We start from the raw sequence: 18,419 nt of genomic DNA, 5'->3' as shown, positions 1-18,419 counted from the left end.
GGCGACCCGGTCACCTCGACGCGTCACCGGAAATACTTTGCGGCAACCCTGCGTGGCAGCGCTCACCCGCGCCCGGGGAAGCCAGAACTGGAGAACGTCCATGCTCGAGAACGAGCCAGAGGGCGGAGAACGGACCGGCGCGGAGCCGGCCGTCGACGCCACCACCACCGGAAGCGGCAGCACCGAGAGCACGAACGCGCAGAGCACGAGCGCGGAGAGCACGGGCGCGCAGAGCGCCACCACGGACAGCGCCACCGCCGAGGGCGCGACCGCGGAGGGCGGTGCCGAGGCGCCCACGCGGCGGCGTACCACCCGGCGCCGCACGTCCAGCACGGCGAACGAGCCGGCGCCGGCCGGCGTACCGGCCGAGGCGCCGAGCACGGCCCGGACGACCAGCGGAGAGGCGTCCGACGCCGAGGTGCTGGCACCGGTGGCCGCCGACATCGAGCCCGCCCCGAAGGCGACCCGCCGGCGCCGCAAGGCCACCACGGCGGAGAAGAGGGACGACACCGGAGTTCCGGCCGGCGAGACGAGTGCGGCCGGCGAGGCGACTGTGCCTGGCGAGGCGACTGTGCCCGGCGAGACGACCGCAGCCGCTGACCCGGGTACCCGGACGGCCGGCCCCGACGACGCGGCGAGTGAGCCCGTACCGCCGGTGAAGGTGACCCGTACCCGCCGGAAGAAGGCGGCGGCGCCGCCCGCCGAGCCGACCGAGGCGGCCGTCGCCGCACCGGAGGCTGCCGAGAGCGCCCCGGCGGCGGCCGGCGAGGTCCCGGTGACCGGCTCGGACGTCGGCGCTCCGGCCACCCCGGAGGTGACCGGCGGAGCCGGTCGCGGTCCGGCCGAGACGCCGGCCGAGGAGACGCCCCGGGGGCGTCGGCGCCGCGCCGCGCTCTCCGCGCCCACCGTACTGTTCATGGCCCCGGAGCCGGAGACTCCGCCGGCTCGGGCCGGCGCGGCCGTGGAGCCGGCTCCGTCGACCCGGCCGACCGAGGCCGAGGCCGAGGGTGAGCCGGTCGAGCCCGCCGAGGGCACCCGGCGGCGCCGCCGGGGTCGGCGTGGCGGCGAGCCGACCGTGCTGGACTCCGAGGTCGAGGTCGAGGTCGTCGCCGACCAGGAGGCCCTGGATGTCGCCGACTCCGACGAGGACGAGGACGAAGACGAGGAGACCGCGGCGGCCCGGCGCCGGCGGCGGCGCGGTCGTCGGGGTCGGGGTCGGGGCAAGGGCACCGCGGACGACGCCGAGGAGGGCGACGAGCCCGCGGCCGAGGCAGGGGTCGAGGCCGGGGCCGACGAGGACGAAGACGAGGACGGCGAGGCCGGTGACGGGGTGACCCGGCGCCGCCGCCGGCGCCGGCGCAAGGGTGCCGGGGACACCGACGGTACGGCCGACGACGGCGTACACACCGTTATCAAGATTCGCGAGCCCCGGAAGACCGTGGACGAGGTGCAGGGCGTCTCCGGCTCGACCCGGCTGGAGGCCAAGCGCCAGCGCCGCCGGGACGGTCGTGAGCAGCGGCGTACCCGGCCGCCGATCCTGAGCGAGTCGGAGTTCCTGGCCCGCCGGGAGGCGGTCGACCGGGTGATGGCGGTACGCCAGCGCGGCGACCGGACCCAGATCGCCGTACTCGAGGACGGGGTGCTGGTCGAGCACTACGTCACCCGCGCCTCGGCCGGCACCATGGCCGGCAACGTCTACCTCGGCAAGGTGCAGAACGTGCTGCCCAGCATGGAGGCGGCCTTCGTCGACGTCGGGCGGGGCCGCAACGCGGTGCTCTACGCCGGCGAGGTCAACTGGGACACCACCGGCCTGGAAGGGCGGGCCCGCTCGATCGAGCAGGCGCTGCGCTCCGGCGACTCGGTGCTGGTGCAGGTCACCAAGGACCCGATCGGGCACAAGGGCGCCCGGCTGACCAGCCACATCGCGCTCTCCGGGCGGCACCTGGTCTACGTGCCGCACGGCAACGCCTCGGGGATCAGCCGCAAGCTGCCGGACACCGAGCGCAAGCGGCTGCGCGACATCCTGAAGAAGCTGGTACCGGACGGTGCCGGCGTGATCGTCCGGACCGCCGCCGAGGGCGCCAGCGAGGACGAGCTGGCCCGGGACGTGAAGCGGCTCCAGGCGCAGTGGGAGGACATCCAGGCCAAGGCGGCCGAGGGCGGCGCGCCGGTGCTGCTCTACGAGGAGCCCGACCTGGTGATCCGGGTGGTCCGGGACCTCTTCAACGAGGACTTCCGCGAGCTGGTCGTGCAGGGCGACGAGTCGTACGACATGGTCGAGTCCTACCTCTCGCACGTCTCGCCCGACCTGGTGCCCCGGCTGCGCCGGCACACCAGTACGGCGGACGTCTTCGCCGAGCGGCGGATCGACGAGCAGATCCTCAAGGGGCTGGACCGGAAGGTCTTCCTGCCCTCCGGCGGCCACCTGGTGATCGACCGTACCGAGGCGATGACGGTGATCGACGTCAACACCGGCAAGTACACCGGTGCCGGCGGCAACCTGGAGGAGACGGTCACCCGGAACAACCTGGAGGCGGCCGAGGAGATCGTCCGGCAGCTCCGGCTCCGCGACCTGGGCGGCATCGTCGTGATCGACTTCATCGACATGGTGCTGGAGTCGAACCGGGAGCTGGTGCTGCGCCGGCTCACCGAGTGCCTGGGCCGGGACCGGACCAAGCACCAGGTGACCGAGATCACCTCGCTCGGCCTGGTCCAGATGACCCGGAAGCGGATCGGCGCCGGGCTGCTGGAGGCGTTCAGCGAGACCTGCGACTGCTGCAAGGGCCGGGGCGTGATCATCCACACCGAGCCGGTGTCGGAGAAGTCCCGTCCGGGCGCGGGAGACAAGGTCAAGGCGGTCGCCTCGGCCACCGGTACTCCGGCACCGGCCTCGACCCCGGCCTCCGAGGCGCCGGCCGGTGGCGGTCGACGCCGGGCCCGCAAGGCGGCTGCGCCGGAGCGGGTCGTCGTCGAGGTATCGGACTACGACGACACCATGGGCTACGACCTGTCCCGCTACGAGGTGGACAGCCCCGAGCCCGGCGACGTCGCCGAGGCCGCCCCGGCCGAGTCGATGCGGCTGGCCGGTGCCGGTGACCCGGATGGGATCGAGGAGAGCGGTGACCTGGACGCGGAGGCCGACGGCGCGGAGATCGGCGGCGGCCGTCGCCGGGCCCGACGCGGCGGCACCCGCCGCCGCACCCGGCCCTGATCCGGCGCCGTCGGAGGAGACGGGCTTGTTCCGTTGACGCTGGCGGTGGCTAGGCTGGTCACCGAACCTTCTTCGACCTGAACCGCGCGGCGCTCACCTGCCGCGTCCGACCTTGCGATCCGCCGGACCGCAGGCGGAGGGTGAAGAAGGTTCACTCCCTCGCGATCCTCGACCGGTCGCCGGCCACCGTCGGCACCGCCTCGCGGGGGACCAGCCGCACCCCCGGAGGAGAAGACCATGCGACGCCTGCTGGTGACCGCCGCTATCGCCGCCGCGCTGTTCGCGGCGGCCGGCTGCTCGGGTGAGCGGGACGGCGCCGCCGCACCCGGCCCGTCCGGCGGCCCGTCGGCCGGCGTACCGTCCTCGGGCGCCGGGACGCCGGGTGCCAGTCCGGGCGGTCCGGCCGGGGCGCCGGTGGTGGACACCAGCCCGGCCGGCGGCAACGGCAAGGAGGTCTGCGCGGACGCCACCAAGGCCGCCTCCTCGTCCGTGCAGACCTTCGTCTCCGAGCTGGGCAAGTCCCTCCAGGCGGCGGGTACGGGTGACACCGCCGGGGCGCAGGCGGCACAGCGCAAGGCGGAGGCGGCGTTGCAGACCTGGGGAAACGCGATGCGGGAGCAGTCCGCCCGGGCCACCGACGAACGGCTCAAGGGGGTACTGGCCGAGATCGCGACCGAGGTCGGCGCGATGAAGGCCACCGTCGAGTCGGTCGACGAGAACAAGCTCCAGCAGTTGCAGCAGCGGCTGGACGCGCTCTGCCCGAGCTGACCCGGCCGGCCTGGTCCGGGTGCGAGGAGCGCGGCGGACCTGGTCACCGGCTCGTCGATCGGCCACCGGTACGGGCCCGGTTTGGGTGAGCGCCCCGGCATGGCGTACGCTAGCCTGCGGCGCTGATTACGTGCCACGTTCTCGCGTGCCCGCCCCGCACCCCGTGCGGTCGAGTGGGCCGTCGCGAACAACCACCCGCAGCCTCAACGACAGGGAGTCCGCGTCCGATGTACGCGATCGTCAAGACCGGCGGCAAGCAGTACAAGGTCGCTGAGGGCGACGTGATCGAGGTCGAGAAGCTGGTTGGCCAGCCTGGCGACGCGGTCAAGCTCGCCGCCGTCCTCCTCGTCGACGGGGACAACCTGGTGACCGACGCGGCGCAGTTGGCCAAGGTCGCGGTGTCCGGCGAGATCGCCGCGCACACCAAGGGTCCGAAGATCCGGATCCACAAGTTCAAGAACAAGACCGGCTATCACAAGCGCCAGGGTCACCGCCAGCCGCTGACCCAGGTCAAGGTCACCGGCATCTCCAACGGTAAGTAAGCCCCAGCGGAAAGACAGGTCGTCCTCAGATGGCTCACAAAAAGGGTGCGTCCAGCTCGCGGAACGGTCGCGACTCCGCGGCACAGCGACTCGGCGTCAAGCGGTTCGGTGGGCAGGTGGTCAGCGCCGGCGAGATCCTGATCCGGCAGCGGGGCACCAAGTTCCACCCCGGTGACCTGGTCGGTCGCGGTGGCGACGACACGCTGTTCGCGCTGGCCGCGGGTGCGGTCCAGTTCGGCACCAAGCGCGGCCGCAAGGTCGTCAGCATCGTGCCGTCCGAGCGGTAACGTCAGCTTTCCGGCGGAGCGGGCCGCGGACCTGGTGTCCGGGCCCGCTCCGCCGTTTCTCGGGCACTGGTCGACCGTGCCCCGGCCGACCCGGCCGGGCGGACCGACCCGTGCCGTACCCGGCGCCGCTGGGCGGCGTCGATGAAAGGATTGGCAGCGTGACCACCTTCGTTGACCGGGTCGTACTGCACCTACAGGCCGGTGACGGCGGGCACGGCTGCGTCTCGATCCATCGGGAGAAGTTCAAGCCGTTCGGCGGGCCGGACGGCGGCAACGGTGGACACGGCGGCAGCGTGTCCCTGGTGGTCGACTCCCAGGTGCACACCCTGCTCGACTTCCACTTCCGGCCACACGTCAAGGCCGAGAACGGCAAGGGCGGCGCCGGCTCCAACCGGGACGGTGCGAACGGGCGCGACCTGGTACTCAAGGTCCCGGACGGGACGGTCGTGCACGACGTGGACGGTACGGTGCTGGCCGACCTGGTCGGCGCGGGCACCACGTTCGAGGTGGCCCGGGGTGGCCGGGGCGGCCGGGGCAACGCCTCGCTGGCCAACGCCCGGCGTAAGGCGCCCGGCTTCGCGGAGTTGGGCGAGCCGGGGGACCGGCTCGACGTCGTACTCGAACTCAAGAGCGTGGCCGACGTCGGCCTGGTCGGCTTCCCGTCGGCCGGCAAGTCCTCGCTGATCTCGGTGCTCTCGGCGGCCAAACCGAAGATCGCGGACTACCCGTTCACCACGCTGGTGCCGAACCTCGGCGTGGTCCGGGTCGACGAGCACACCTTCACCGTCGCCGACGTGCCGGGCCTGATCCCTGGGGCGGCCACCGGCAAGGGGCTCGGGCTGGAGTTCCTGCGGCACATCGAGCGGTGCGCGGTGCTGGTGCACGTGGTGGACGCGGCCACCCTGGAGCCGGGGCGGGACCCGGTGGCCGACATCGACGCCATCGAGGCCGAACTCTCCGAGTACGGCGGGTTGGCCGATCGACCCCGGCTGGTGGTGCTCAACAAGATCGACGTACCGGACGGGCGGGATCTCGCCGAGATCGTCCGGCCCGACATCGAGGCCCGTGGCCTGCGGGTCTTCGAGGTCTCGGCGGTGACCCGGGAAGGGCTGCGCGAGTTGACCTTCGCGGTGGCGGAGTTGGTCGAGCAGTCCCGGGCGGTGGCGCCCGACCTGGAGCCGACCCGGATCGTGATCCGGCCAATCGCGGTCGACGACGCCGGCTTCACCATCGAGGCGGCGCCGGACGGCGCGTACGTGGTGCGGGGGCAGCGGCCGGAGCGCTGGGTCAAGCAGACCAACTTCGACAACGAGGAGGCGGTCGGCTACCTGGCGGACCGGCTTGCCCGGCTGGGCGTCGAGGAGCAGCTCGGCAGGGCCGGTGCCGAACCGGGCAGCCTGGTCCGGATCGGCGAGCGCGAGTTCGACTGGCAGCCGACGCTGTACGCCGGCGCCGAGTACGTGCCGAGCGCGCGGGGCACCGACAGCCGGCTCGCCGAGAAGATCACCCGACCGAGCGCGGCCGAGCGGCTCGCCGCCCGCAAGGCCCGCCGGCAGCGACCGTCGGAGGAGGCGGCCGGGGAGCCGGCGCCGGACGGCACCGTGGACCGACTGGACGACGGTGCGGCGGAGGGCGCGGATTAGTTCTCTACGCTCCGTATCGGGGCCACTTGGCCGAAACCTTGTTGAAATGCCCGGTGGTTAGCGTCGATGGTGTGCTGATCGAGTCGCGTGCGTCGTCGGATCCCGAGCTGGCCGCCCTGGTGGTGGCGCAGCAGCGTGAGCTTCGGGAGGCGGACGGCGGTCTGGACGGGCAGGTGTTCATGCCGCACGACGACGCCCGCTACCTGGTGGGCGGGATCGCCGGCCGGGCGATCGCCTGCGGGGCGATCCAGGCGCTGGACCGGGACACCGCCGAGGTCAAGCGGATGTACGTGCGGCCCGCCCACCGGGGCCAGGGCTACGCCCGGCAGCTACTCAGCGCGCTGGAGGAACTCGCCCTGCGGGCCGGGCACACCGTGCTACGGCTGGAGACCGGCAGCTACCTCCCCGGCGCGATCCAGCTCTATCTCTCCTCCGGCTACGCCGAGATCCCCGTCTACGGCGAATACACCGACAACCCCTACAGCGTCTGCTTCGAGAAGCGCCTCCCCGTCCTCGCCTGACCTCCGTCGCGGGCAGGGGGCCGCTACTTCAGGGAAAGAGTCGCTTCCCGGGCGGCCGGAGGCCACTCCTTCCCCGAAGTAGCCCCCTCCCCGAGGCGGTGCTCTTCAATGGCTGAGTAGGCCGAGGGCGTCTTTTGCGCGGTGGATCGTGTTGGTGGCGTTCTCCTGGGCCCGTTCGGCGGCGTCGGTGAGTACCTGCCGGACGTAGCCCGGGTCGCGGGACAGTTCCGTGTGGCGGAGCCGGATCGGCCGGAGCATCGCCTCGAGCGCCTCGGCGACCGCGTTCTTGAGCTGGGCGTACGAGCCGTAGTCGGCGGCCAGGGCCACTGGTGAGCCGCCCAGGCAGGACGCCAGGATCTCCAGCAGGTTCGCCACGCCGGGACGGTGCCCCGGGTCGTACCCGACGGTCCGGCCCGGGTCGGTCACCGCGCGCAGCACCTTGCGGCGGATCACCTCGGGCGGATCGAGCAGGAAGATCGTCCCCGCCCCGCTGGCGTTGGTCTTGCCCATCTTCGCGGTCGGATCGGCCAGGTCCATCACCCGGGCCGACACCGCCGGATGGACCGCCCGGGGCACGGTGAAGGTGTCGCCGTACCGGGCGTTGAACCGGGTCGCCACGGTCCGGGTGAGTTCGAGATGCTGGCTCTGGTCGTCGCCGACCGGCACCTCGTGCACGTCGTGCAGCAGGATGTCGGCGGCCATCAGCACCGGATAGCTGAGCAGGCTCAGCCGGACCTGTCGGTCCCGTGCCGACTTCTCCCGGAACTGGATCATCCGGTGCGCCTCGCCGTAGCCGGTGGCGCACTCCAGCAGGTAATGCAGCTCGGTGTGCTGCGGCACCTGGGACTGCACGTAGAGCAGCGCCCGGTCCGGGTCGAGGCCGGCCGCGAGCAGTACGGTGGCCTGCTCCAGGGTGAGCGCCCGGATCTGCGCCGGCTGGTGGGTCACGGTGAGCGCGTGCAGATCGGCGAGGAAGACGATCGTCTCCGCCCGGTACTGGCCGGCGACGATCGGCCGGATCGCACCGACCAGGTTGCCCAGGTGCAGGTGACCGGTTGGTTTGAGGCCGGTGATCCGGCGTACCGCCGGGGTCTTCGGGGCGAGCGCGGTGGGTGCCGGAAGTGCTGCGTTCGGGGCCATGACGAGTGCTCCTTACCGGTGACGGTGGCCGCCTCCGGGTGAGCGCATGCGAAACGGCCGCCCGGAGGGGCGGCCGTTGGCTGTTTCGGGTGCGTGGATGCGCTGGCCGCCCGTCAGGGCAGCCACCAACCGTTCGAGGTCATCCGCACACCCCCACGGTAGCAGGGCGGGTGGGCCGCTCGGGAGGTCCGCCTGCCCTGCTACCGCCGCAGAAATGCCTGGCGACTCCCGGCGACCGGTCGGTGGTCGCCGGGGAGGCCCGCGCCGACACCGAGGTGTCGGCGCGGGCGGTACGGCCAGGTCACGGTCGGCGGCGGTGTGCGGTTGGCGGCGGGTGTGCGGTCGGCCGGGTCAGCCCTTGACGGTCAGCAGCGGTCGCAGTTCCACCACCGGCTCGGCCACCCCGGCCCGGCCCAGGCTCCGCACCACCGGACCCACCTCCTTGTACGCCCACGGCGCCTCCTGCTTGAGGTCCCGGCGCCAGGCGTCCACGATGTCCCGCCGCGCGGCGACCGCCGGATCGCGGTGGTCGACCGGGGTGACCACCCGGAACTCCCGCAGGAAGGCGTCCAGTTCGGCGTCTCCGCCCCGGGACGCCGCGCCCCGGGGGATGCTCCGACCGGCACCGTGGCAGGCACTGGCCAGCGCCCGGGAACTGCCCAGCCCCCGGAGCAGATAGCTCGGCGCACCCATCGAGCCCGGCACGATCACCGGCTCGCCGTACAGGTCGGTCGGGCGCTGGCCGTCGCCGCCCGGTCCGGCGGCCGGGGTGGCACCCTTGCGGTGCAGCACCGTGCCGTCCGGCTCCGGCCACAGCAGGTTGTGCGGTGCGTCGTAGACCAGCCGGGACCGCAGCTCACCGGCGACCTCGGCCAGCCCGGCCCGGAGCATCAGGGCCAGGAAGAACCGGTTGCCGAGCGCGAAGTTCGCCGCGTTGCCGAAGGCGGTCAGGTAGCGCCGCCGGGCCGGTGCGGTGCGCTCGTCCAGCGGGATCGGCAGGATCCGGTTCCGGGGCAGCGGCACCGCACGCGGCCAGCCGGCCCGGGCCAGGTCCCGGCCGGTGGCGTTGGCCTGGTGGCCCAGCGACAGCGAGCCGCTGTGCACCATCAGCACCACCTGGCCGGGGGCGAGCCCCCAGGCGTACGCGGTGGCACCGTCGCGCACCTCGGCGACGTACTGCAACTCGGCGAAGTGGTTGCCGCCGCCGACACTGCCGATGATGCTGTCGTAGCTGGTACCGCCGCCGCTGGCGATCCAGTCCCGGAAGTCCTCGGCGGAGTCGACCGGGAAACCGGTGGCGTGCAGCCGACCGTCGAGGTCGGCGAGGTCGTCCGGCCCGACCTGCCGCCAGGCGCCCACCGGATCGGCCGGTACGCCGTCGGCGAGCAGCCCGGGCAGTCCCTCGCGGAGCAGCCCCTCGCGCTGCCGGGCGGTCAGCCCGATCCGGCGGCCACCGGCGAAGAACAGGTGCCGCAGCCGGCGTTCCAGCCGGTCGAGGTGTGGGCGGAGTTGGTCGACGGTGAGCGAGGTCGCCTCGACCCGCATCCCGCAGTTGACGTCGTTGCCGACCGCCTGCGGGATCAGCGCGCCGACCGTGCGGAGCACGGTGCCGATCGGGATGCCGGCACCCTTGTGGAAGTCAGGGGTGCAGACGACCCGCTCGACCCGGGGCTCGGGGTCGAGCCCCGGCACGGCCCGGGCCAGCGTGCGCAGGGTGTCGGCGGTTTCCAGTACGGTGAGCAGTTCGTCGACCGCCACCGGTTCGACGGGTACGTCCGGCCCGGCGCAGATCTCGACCGGGACGTCGTACGGGTTGGGCAGGCGCAGCCAGGAGTCGTCGACCCTGACCAGGCGTGGATCATGACGGTTCGCCGCTGATATCGGCACGTGGAGAGACCTTTCGGGCTGCTTCGAGGAGTGGGTGCGAGCCATCGGCACGCGAACGTACGCGTGCGGGCTGGGCGGGGTTGTCCCGCATCTCCGGTTGTGGTGCTCGACGGTTCAGCAGCCGCGAGGTCAGGGTCAGGCTAGGGCCCGGTCGGTCGGGCGGCAATCGAATTGCCACCGCCCCCGCCGCCGGGCCCGCCGCCCGGGTACATCTCTAGTCGAGGTCGAACTCGCCGTCCTGGGCGCCGGCCACGAAGGCGTCCCACTCGGCCTGGGTGAAGACCAGCACCGGACCGTCCGGTTCGGCGGAGTTGCGCATGCCGATCAGATCGTCGACGAACGCGATCTCGACCGCGCCCTCGGAGTCGTCGCCCTCGGCACGCTGCCACACGGCGCGCGACAGGTCGAAATCGCCCTTGGGGTGCTGCGCCATCGTCGGTTCCTCCATAGGTGAATCTGCCCGGGACCGAGCCGTCCACGGACCCATCGTGCAGGATAAGCGGATGCCGAGCCTGACCCGGGTAGCGGCGGTGGAACGCGCCGCCCTGCTCACCGTCGAGTCGTACGACATCGAACTGGATCTGACCGGGGGACCGGAGCGCTTCCGGTCGACCACCACGGTCCGGTTCCGCGCGGCCACGCCGGGGGCTGGCACGTTCGTCGAGGTCAGGCCGGCCCGACTGCTCGGGGTACGCCTGAACGGCGCGGAACTGGACCCGGCCGCGTTGGCCGACAACCAGCTCCCGCTGACCGGGCTGGCCGCCGACAACACGCTGGTGGTCGAGGCGGAGATGGCGTACTCGAACAGCGGGGAGGGGCTGCACCGGTTCGTCGACCCGGCCGACGGCGAGACCTATCTCTACGCGATGTCCGGGATGGACTCCGCCCAGCGGATCTTCGCCTGCTTCGACCAGCCCGACCTGAAGGCGCCGGTGACCCTGACGGTCGTCGCGCCGCAGGACTGGATCGTGGCCGGCAACGGGCAACTCGCCACCGGGCCGGTTGCCGGTCGGTGGGTGTTCGCCCCGACCCCGCCGCTGGCCACCTACTTCGTGACAGTGGTCGCCGGGCCGTACGCGGTGCGCCGGGCCGAGCACGACGGGATCCCGCTCGGCCTCTACTGCCGGCGTTCGCTCACCGAGCATCTCGACCGGGACGCGGAGGAGATCCTCACCATCACCCGGCAGTGCCTGGACCGGCTGCACCGGCTCTTCGGGGTGCGCTACCCGTTCGACAAGTACGACCAGGCGTTCGTGCCGGAGTTCAACATGGGTGCGATGGAGAATCCCGGCCTGGTCACCTTCCGGGACGAGTTCCTGCCCCGGTCGGCGGTGACCGACGGCGAGCGTGAGTACCGGGCGAACGTCATCGCGCACGAGATGTCGCACATGTGGTTCGGCGACCTGGTCACCCTGCGCTGGTGGGACGACCTGTGGCTGAACGAGTCGTTCGCCGAGTACTTCGGCACCCGGGTCGCCGCCGAAGCGACCCGGTTCGACCGGGCGTGGACCACCTTCGCGCTGCGCCGCAAAGCCTGGGGGTACGCCGCGGACCAGCGGCCCTCCACCCATCCGGTCGCGCCGACCGAGGTGGTCGACGCCGCCGAGGCGCTCTCCAACCTCGACGGCATCTCGTACGCCAAGGGCGCCTCGGTACTCCGCCAGCTCGTCGCATGGCTCGGCGACGACGCGTTCCTGGCCGGGCTGCGGGAATACTTCGCCGCGCACCGGTTCGGCAACGCCACCCTCGCCGACCTGCTCGCGGCCCTCGGCAGCAGCAGCGGGCGGGACCTGACCGGCTGGGCGGCGGTGTGGCTGCGCCAGCCGCAGCTCAACACCCTGCGCACCGAGGTACGGCTGCGCGACGACGGGCACTACGCCGAGGTCGCCCTGGTGCAGAGCGCCCCGCCGGAGTATCCGGTGCTGCGCCCGCACCGGATCGGTGTCGGGCTCTACGATCCCGATCCGGCCGGTGGGGAGACCGCGCTGCGGTTGCGGCACCGGATCGAGGTGGACCTCGACCCGGCGGTGGACGGTGGTCGTACCGTGCTCGACGGGCTGACCGGTCAGCCGGCGGCCCGGCTGCTGCTGCCCAACGACGGCGACCTGACCTTCGCCAAGGTACGCCTCGACGCCGCCTCGGTCGCCGCGGTGCCGGCGGCGCTGCCCGAACTGGCCGACCCGCTGGCCCGGGCGCTGCTCTGGGCGGAGGCGCTGGACGCGGTGACCGACGGGGAACGGCCGGTCGCCGACCTGGTGGCGCTGGTGGTGGCCGCCCTGCCGGCCGAGACCGAGGTGGTCGTGGTGCAGGACGTGCTGACCCGGGCCCGCAACCTGCTCGACCGCTATCTGGCCCCGGAGGTCCGGCCGGCCGCGCTGGAGCAGCTCGCCGGGGCCTGTGCCCGGCTGCTCGCGGCGGCGCCGGCAGGCGGCTCGGGCCAGCTCGTCGCGGTGCGCGGGTGGATCTCCGCGACCGCCGACACCGCCCGGCTGACCGGGTGGCTGGCCGGCAAGGATGTGCCCGACGGGCTGGCGGTCGACGCCGAGCTGCGCTGGGCGATAGTGCGCCGGCTGGCCGTACTCGGCGCCGTGGGTGAGCCGGAGATCGCCGCCGAGCAGGCCACGGACCGCAGTGCCAGCGGGGCGGAGTGGGCCGCGACCTGCCGGGCGGCGCTGCCGGATCCGACCGCCAAGGAGCACGCCTGGCAACTGCTCGTCGGGGAGACGGGTCTGTCGAACCGGCTGCTGGAGGCGACCGCGCGCGGGTTCTGGCAGCCGGAGCAGGCCGGACCGACCGACTCCTATGTGGAGCGGTACTTCGCCGAGATGCCGGCGGCGGCGCGGCGGCGTACCCCCTGGGTGGCCGACCGGGTGGCCGGGCTGGCCTATCCGCGTTACGCCGTCGCCGCGCGGACCCGGGAGCTGGCGGCGGCGCTGCTCGCCCGGGACGACCTGCCGCCCGGACTGCGCCGGGTGGTCGTCGACGAGGACGACGACCTGCGCCGGGCGCTCGCCGCACGGCGCTGAACAGCACCGCTCCCGCCGACGCCCCGCCCGACGGCCTCCGCCCGGCGGCCCTGTCGACCGGCCCTGCTTGCCGGCCCGCCGTCTCGGGGCGGTCGACGTGATCGCGCTGCACTGTATGGTGCGCGACCCGGAAAGTGCGATCTGGCTCATGGTCGCCGGAACGGGCGGCGCGGCCGGCCTACGATCAAGTCGTGGAGGCAGACATCCGGCGGATAGGGATCATGGGGGGCACTTTCGACCCGATCCACCACGGGCACCTCGTGGCCGCGAGCGAGGTGGCCGACCGGTTCGAGTTGGACGAGGTGGTCTTCGTGCCGACCGGCCAGCCGTGGCAGAAGGCCGACGAGCCGGTCAGCTCGGCCGAGGACCGCTATCTGATGACCGTGATCGCGACGGCCTCGAACCCGCGGTTCCAGGTGAGCCGGGCCGACATCGACCGGGGCGGCCCGACCTACACCGTCGACACGCTGCGCGACCTGCACTCGGAGTACGGCCCGAAGGTGCAGCTCTTCTTCATCACCGGTGCCGACGCGCTGGAGAAGATCCTCTCCTGGAAGGATCTCGACCAGATGTTCGAGTTGGCCCATTTCATCGGGGTCACCCGGCCCGGTTTCGTCCTCTCCGACGCGCACCTGCCGGCCGACACGGTCAGCCTGGTCGAGGTGCCGGCGATGGCCATCTCCTCGACCGACTGCCGCGCCCGGGTCGCCGCCGGTGGGCCACTCTGGTATCTCGTCCCCGACGGTGTGGTGCAGTACATCGCCAAACGGCGGCTCTACCGGGAGTGATTCCGCCCGGTTTCATGCTCATCGTTCGTTAACCGACGGGCCGTACCGTGCCACCGTGTGAGAGGCTAGGAGGGTCCGACGGTTGATCGAAGGAGAATGGTGACAGCTTCCGACCGCGCCCGTGAGCTGGCAACGGCCGCCGCGCAGGCCGCCGCCGACAAGAAGGCGCAGGACATCGTCATCATCGACGTGGCGGACCAGCTCGTGATCACCGACGCGTTCCTGCTCGCCTCCGCGCCCAACGAGCGGCAGGTGACCGCGATCGTGGACGCGATCGAAGAGGCGCTGGCCAGTCTGCCGGAGAAGGCCAAGCCGGTCCGCCGCGAGGGCGAGCGGGCGGGCCGCTGGGTGCTGCTCGACTACGTCGACCTGGTGGTGCACGTCCAGCACACCGAGGAGCGCGAGTTCTACGCGCTCGACCGGCTGTGGAAGGACTGCCCGACGATCCCGTTCGTCGACCGGGACCTGGTGGAGGCCGAGGCGGGCATCGCCGAATGACCCGGCTGATCGTCTGGCGGCACGGCAACACCGACTGGAACGCCGCCAACCGGGTGCAGGGGCAGCTCGACATATCGCTGAACGACCTCGGCCGCGAGCAGGCCGCCGAGGCAGCACCGCTGATCTCCGCGCTGCGTCCGGACGCGATCGTCGCCAGCGACCTGCGCCGGGCGGCCGACACCGCTGCCGCGCTGGCGGCGCTGACCGGCCTGCCGATCCGTACCGACGCCCGGCTCCGGGAGCGGTTCTACGGGCAGTGGCAGGGGCTGCTGATGACCGAGGTGGCGCAGCGCTTCCCCGCCGAGTACGCCCGCTGGCGCACCGGTGACCCGGATCCGGGCAGCGAGGTGGAGAGCCTCGACGACCTCGGCAAGCGGGTCGGCACGGCGTTGCAGGACGCCGCCGACGCCGTACCGGGCGGCACGATCGTGATCGCCACGCACGGCGGCGGCGCCCGGCAGGGCTGCGGCTACCTGCTCGGCTGGGACTCGACGGTGCTGCGCTCGGTCGGCTCGCTGAACAACTGCCACTGGACCGAGTTGCGGCACGACGAGGTACGCGGCTGGCAGTTGCGCGGGCACAACGTCGGCCTGGTCGCCCAGGGCCCGGCAGCGACGGCCGTCTGACCCGCGCTCCAGTTCGGCCTGCCATTCGGTGGTCGGCCGGTCGTCCCGGGGGCGGGGATCGGCTAACGTGCCGGAATGCCTGTCGCGGTCGTCACCGACTCCACCGCCTACCTGCCGGCCGAACTGGCCGACCGGCACCCGCTCACCGTGGTGCCGCTGATCGTCGTCCTCGACGGGACGCCGGGGCGGGAGGGCATCGACGTAGGGCCGGCGGACGCGGCCCAGGCGTTGACCGCCCGACGGTTCGCGATGAGCACGTCCCGGCCGGCACCGGAGGAGTTCGTCGGGACGTACCGCCGGTTGCTGGCCGACGGGGCCGACGGCGTCGTCTCGGTACACCTGTCGGCCGAGCTCTCCGGCACGGTGGAGGCGGCCCGGCTGGCCGCCGCCGAGGTGGGTCCCCGGGTCAGCGTGGTCGACGCCCGGTCGACCGGGATGGGTCTCGGCTTCCCGGCGCTCGCCGCCGCTGAGGCCGCCGCCCGGGGTGCGGGCCTGACCGAGGTACGCCGGGCGGCGCTGGACGTCATCGCCCGGACCAGCACCTTCTTCTATGTCGACACCCTGGAGTTCCTCCGGCGCGGTGGCCGGATCAACGCCGCCGAGGCGCTGCTCGGCACCGCCCTGTCGGTCAAGCCGATCCTGCACGTGGCGGATGGCGGCATCCTGCTGCGGGACCGGGTCCGCACCGCCGGACGAGGGCTGTCCCGGCTGGTCGACCTCGCTGTGGAGGCGGCCGGTACCGGCGAGGTCGAGGTGGCGCTGCACCATCTCGCCGTACCCGGTCGGGCGGCCGACCTGGCCGAGAAGCTGCGCTCGCGTCTCGGTGAGCGGCTGCGCGCCACGTACGTGACGGAGGCCGGCGCGGTGATCGCCACGCACGCCGGGCCCGGACTGGTCTGCGTCGTGGTGCACCGCCTGTAGGTAACGTCCCGGCTTGTCTGTGGTAACGCCCCCGGTTTATCGCTTTGGGCGGTTCCGGCGGGCAGGTCGACGCGTTCCGGCGGAGCTGGCGGAAGGCGGCTTCTTTCCCGGTAGGCGTTGACCGGGGTCGATCTGAATGGTGTGCTATTGGACAGTAAACCTTCCTAAGAGTGTGGTTGCCCGTCACCCCACCGACGGGCCCGCGAGCTGGAGGAGCGCGTGTCCAGATCCCGTCCCCGCCCCAGAACACCCCGACTGCTCGCCGCCGGACTGTTGCTGTTGACCGCCGCGACCGTCCCGTACGCCGGTCCCGGCGCCGCCGCACCGGCCACCGCGTCGGCCGGTCCGCTCAGTACCGAGGTGCGGATCGCGGCGCCGGCCACCTTCACCCACCCCGGCGTACTGGTCAGCCGGCCGCAACTCGACTTCGTCCGGGGTCGGGTGAACGCCGGGGCGCAGCCCTGGAAGGGTGCCTACGACCAGATGATGGCCAGTGGATTCGCCTCGCTGACCCGTACCCCGAAGCCCCGGGCGATTGTCGAGTGCGGCTCGTACTCCAACCCCAACAACGGTTGCACGGACGAGCGGCAGGACGCGCTGGCCGCGTACAGCCTGGCGCTGGCCTGGTATGTCACCCAGGACAGCCGGTACGCGGAGAAGGCGATCCAGATCATGGACGCCTGGTCGGCGACGATCCGGGACCACACCAACAGCAACGCGCCGTTGCAGACCGCCTGGGCCGGATCGAGCTGGCCCCGGGCCGCCGAGATCATCCGGTACACCTACGGCGGCTGGTCCTCGGCCGGCGTCAGCCGGTTCGGCACCATGCTGCGCGACGTCTACCTGCCCGAGATCATCAACGGCAACGCGACCAGCAACGGCAACTGGGAACTGAGCATGATGGAGGCGTCGCTCGGGATCGCGGTCTTCCTGGAGGACCGCGCCGTCTACGACCGGGCGGTCGGCAAGTTCCGCGACCGGTTGCCGGCCTTCCTCTACCTGACCAGCGACGGGGCGTACCCGCGCGGCCCGGTCGGCAGCGGCATCGACACCCGGGCCGAGATCGTGTCGTACTGGCACAACCAGCAGGTCTTCTCCGACGGACTCTCCCAGGAGACCTGCCGCGACTTCACCCACACCGGGTACGGCATCTCGGCCATCTCGCACGTCGCCGAGACGCTCCGGCACCAGGGCCAGGACATCTACCCCGAGATCCAGGACCGGTTGCGGCACGCACTCGGCTTCCACGCCAAGTACGAGCTGGGTGACGCGGTCCCGTCGACGCTCTGCGGCGGCAGCCTGACCCGGGGGCTCGGCCCGGTCACCGAGGTGGCCTTCAACGCCCTGCACAACCGTCGGGGCGTCGCGATGACCCGGACGCAGCAGCTCACCGAGCGGCAGCGCCCGGCCGGGACGAACTACCTCTTCGTCGCCTGGGAGACCCTGACCCACGCCGGCAACCCCAACTGACCCGGCCCCGGGGTCGCCGGTCGGCGGATGGTCGGCCGGCCGGCGACCCCGGCGTCCACGGGTAGGTCCCTAGCACAATCTTGCTTGATCAGGGCGTTGTCCACAGTGGCGTCGGTTGTCCACAACCGGCGGCGTACGGCCGGTACGGCGCTGGGTCGGTTGCCTACCTTCGCCGGGTGTCCGACGACGACGAAACCCTGGTGCGGCAACGGCTCTCCCGGCTGCTCGGCGGGCGGGCCGCCCCGGCGGCGGAGCGGTTGCCCGCCGCCCCCGTTCCCGCCGGCACCGGACCCGACCCGTCGCCGGACCCGTCGGCGGAGCCGGCTCGGCTGGCTGGTCCGGGCGCCTTCGACCCCGGGCGGCGCGGGGTCAAGGCTCTTGCCGTGGTGGCGGTGGTGGTGGTGCTCGGAGCGGCCGGCTGGGCCTGGCTGTCCCGGCCCCGGACCGAGCCGGTCGCGGCCCCGCCGTCCTCGGCACCCGCGTTCGCGTCGACACCGTCGGCTCCCGGCTCCTCGGTCGGCGCCGCCGAGGTGGTGGTCGCGGTGGCCGGCAAGGTACGCCGCCCCGGCCTGGTACGCCTGCCCGCCGGTGCCCGGGTCGCCGACGCCATCGAATCCGCCGGTGGCGCGCTGCCCGGTGTCGACGTGGCGCTGCTCAACCTCGCCCGCAAGGTGACCGACGGCGAACTGATCCTGGTCGGGGTGACCCCGCCACCCGGGGCCGCTCCGGCCGGCGCCGGCCCGCCCGGGGCGCCTGCCGGAGCCGGTGGCCTCCAGCCGGCTGGCGCGAAGGTCAACCTCAACACCGCCACCGTGGCGCAACTCGACGCCCTGCCTGGGGTCGGGCCGGTGCTCGCCCAGCGCATCGTGGCGCACCGGGAGGAGCACGGCGGATTCCGTTCGGTGGCCGACCTGCGCCAGGTCAGCGGCATCGGCGACGCCCGCTACGAGGACCTCAAGGACCTGGTGACGGTGTGACGGCCCACCGCCGCCGGCACACCGTTCCGGCCGGCCCACCCGATGCGACGACCGGCCGCGAGGCGCCGGCCACACCCGCCGCGACCGCCACTCGTTCTGTGACCGCCACCCGGG

General features: G+C 72.8%; 16 protein-coding genes. 13 read left to right on the top strand and 3 right to left on the bottom strand.

The genetic code is table 11. The annotated features are described in order from the left end of the window. Positions 1-100 precede the first annotated feature (100 nt). The 6 genes from Pma05_RS39155 (at position 101) to Pma05_RS39130 (ending at position 6,972) form a co-directional block, all read left to right on the top strand. The gene (locus Pma05_RS39155) at positions 101-3,211 is read left to right on the top strand and encodes an Rne/Rng family ribonuclease (protein ID WP_203862597.1); all 3,111 of its coding nucleotides are present in this window, start codon (positions 101-103) and stop codon (positions 3,209-3,211) included. Positions 3,212-3,448: 237 nt separating this feature from the next. Beyond that, entirely contained in the window at positions 3,449-3,979 is a 531-nt protein-coding gene (locus Pma05_RS39150; protein ID WP_203862596.1) for a hypothetical protein, read from the top strand. Between the two features lie 227 nt (positions 3,980-4,206). Continuing rightward, a complete protein-coding gene (gene rplU, locus Pma05_RS39145; RefSeq protein ID WP_203862595.1) occupies positions 4,207-4,521 on the top strand; it encodes a 50S ribosomal protein L21 in 315 nt (104 codons plus the stop codon). 29 nt (positions 4,522-4,550) lie between these two features. After that, entirely contained in the window at positions 4,551-4,808 is a 258-nt protein-coding gene (rpmA, locus tag Pma05_RS39140) for a 50S ribosomal protein L27 (protein WP_101367567.1), read from the top strand. A gap of 158 nt (positions 4,809-4,966) precedes the next feature. Further along, entirely contained in the window at positions 4,967-6,451 is a 1,485-nt protein-coding gene (gene obgE / locus Pma05_RS39135; protein WP_203862594.1) for a GTPase ObgE, read from the top strand. Between the two features lie 71 nt (positions 6,452-6,522). Then, positions 6,523-6,972 carry a GNAT family N-acetyltransferase gene (locus Pma05_RS39130; protein ID WP_203862593.1) on the top strand — a complete coding sequence of 150 codons (450 nt, stop codon included), beginning with the start codon at positions 6,523-6,525 and terminating at the stop codon, positions 6,970-6,972. Positions 6,973-7,077: 105 nt separating this feature from the next. Here Pma05_RS39130 and trpS read toward each other — a convergent pair whose 3' ends face one another. The 3 genes from trpS to Pma05_RS39115 form a co-directional block, all read right to left on the bottom strand. Then, the gene (gene trpS, locus Pma05_RS39125) at positions 7,078-8,112 is read right to left on the bottom strand and encodes a tryptophan--tRNA ligase (RefSeq protein ID WP_203862592.1); all 1,035 of its coding nucleotides are present in this window, start codon (positions 8,110-8,112) and stop codon (positions 7,078-7,080) included. 351 nt (positions 8,113-8,463) lie between these two features. After that, the gene (locus tag Pma05_RS39120) at positions 8,464-9,999 is read right to left on the bottom strand and encodes an RtcB family protein (protein ID WP_203862591.1); all 1,536 of its coding nucleotides are present in this window, start codon (positions 9,997-9,999) and stop codon (positions 8,464-8,466) included. A gap of 214 nt (positions 10,000-10,213) precedes the next feature. Then, positions 10,214-10,432, bottom strand: a complete 219-nt coding sequence (locus tag Pma05_RS39115) for a DUF397 domain-containing protein (RefSeq protein ID WP_101371446.1) — start codon at positions 10,430-10,432, stop codon at positions 10,214-10,216. Between the two features lie 70 nt (positions 10,433-10,502). Here Pma05_RS39115 and pepN point away from each other — a divergent pair, with 70 nt between their 5' ends. The 7 genes from pepN to Pma05_RS39080 all read left to right on the top strand — a co-directional run bounded on the left by pepN (position 10,503) and on the right by Pma05_RS39080 (position 18,305). Beyond that, complete coding sequence (gene pepN / locus Pma05_RS39110) at positions 10,503-13,025, top strand: aminopeptidase N (protein WP_203862590.1); 2,523 nt, start codon at positions 10,503-10,505, stop codon at positions 13,023-13,025. 191 nt (positions 13,026-13,216) lie between these two features. Then, positions 13,217-13,813 carry a nicotinate-nucleotide adenylyltransferase gene (gene nadD / locus Pma05_RS39105; RefSeq protein WP_203862589.1) on the top strand — a complete coding sequence of 199 codons (597 nt, stop codon included), beginning with the start codon at positions 13,217-13,219 and terminating at the stop codon, positions 13,811-13,813. A gap of 99 nt (positions 13,814-13,912) precedes the next feature. Further along, positions 13,913-14,311 carry a ribosome silencing factor gene (gene rsfS / locus Pma05_RS39100; protein ID WP_203862588.1) on the top strand — a complete coding sequence of 133 codons (399 nt, stop codon included), beginning with the start codon at positions 13,913-13,915 and terminating at the stop codon, positions 14,309-14,311. Beyond that, positions 14,308-14,937, top strand: coding sequence for a histidine phosphatase family protein (locus Pma05_RS39095; protein WP_203862587.1), 630 nt, complete (start codon positions 14,308-14,310; stop codon positions 14,935-14,937). Before rsfS ends, Pma05_RS39095 begins: the two co-directional genes overlap by 4 nt. Positions 14,938-15,012: 75 nt before the next feature. After that, entirely contained in the window at positions 15,013-15,858 is an 846-nt protein-coding gene (locus tag Pma05_RS39090; protein WP_203862586.1) for a DegV family protein, read from the top strand. A 219-nt stretch (positions 15,859-16,077) separates the two neighbouring features. Further along, a complete protein-coding gene (locus tag Pma05_RS39085) occupies positions 16,078-17,328 on the top strand; it encodes an alginate lyase family protein (protein ID WP_239314078.1) in 1,251 nt (416 codons plus the stop codon). Positions 17,329-17,504: 176 nt separating this feature from the next. Continuing rightward, a complete protein-coding gene (locus Pma05_RS39080) occupies positions 17,505-18,305 on the top strand; it encodes a ComEA family DNA-binding protein (protein ID WP_203862585.1) in 801 nt (266 codons plus the stop codon). Positions 18,306-18,419 lie beyond the last annotated feature (114 nt).

Source organism: Plantactinospora mayteni (genome assembly GCF_016862935.1).
In the GTDB taxonomy this organism is placed as follows: domain Bacteria; phylum Actinomycetota; class Actinomycetes; order Mycobacteriales; family Micromonosporaceae; genus Plantactinospora; species Plantactinospora mayteni.
The sequence above is the reverse complement of the archived record's forward strand: the minus strand, read 5'-3'. Positions and strand labels throughout refer to the sequence as shown.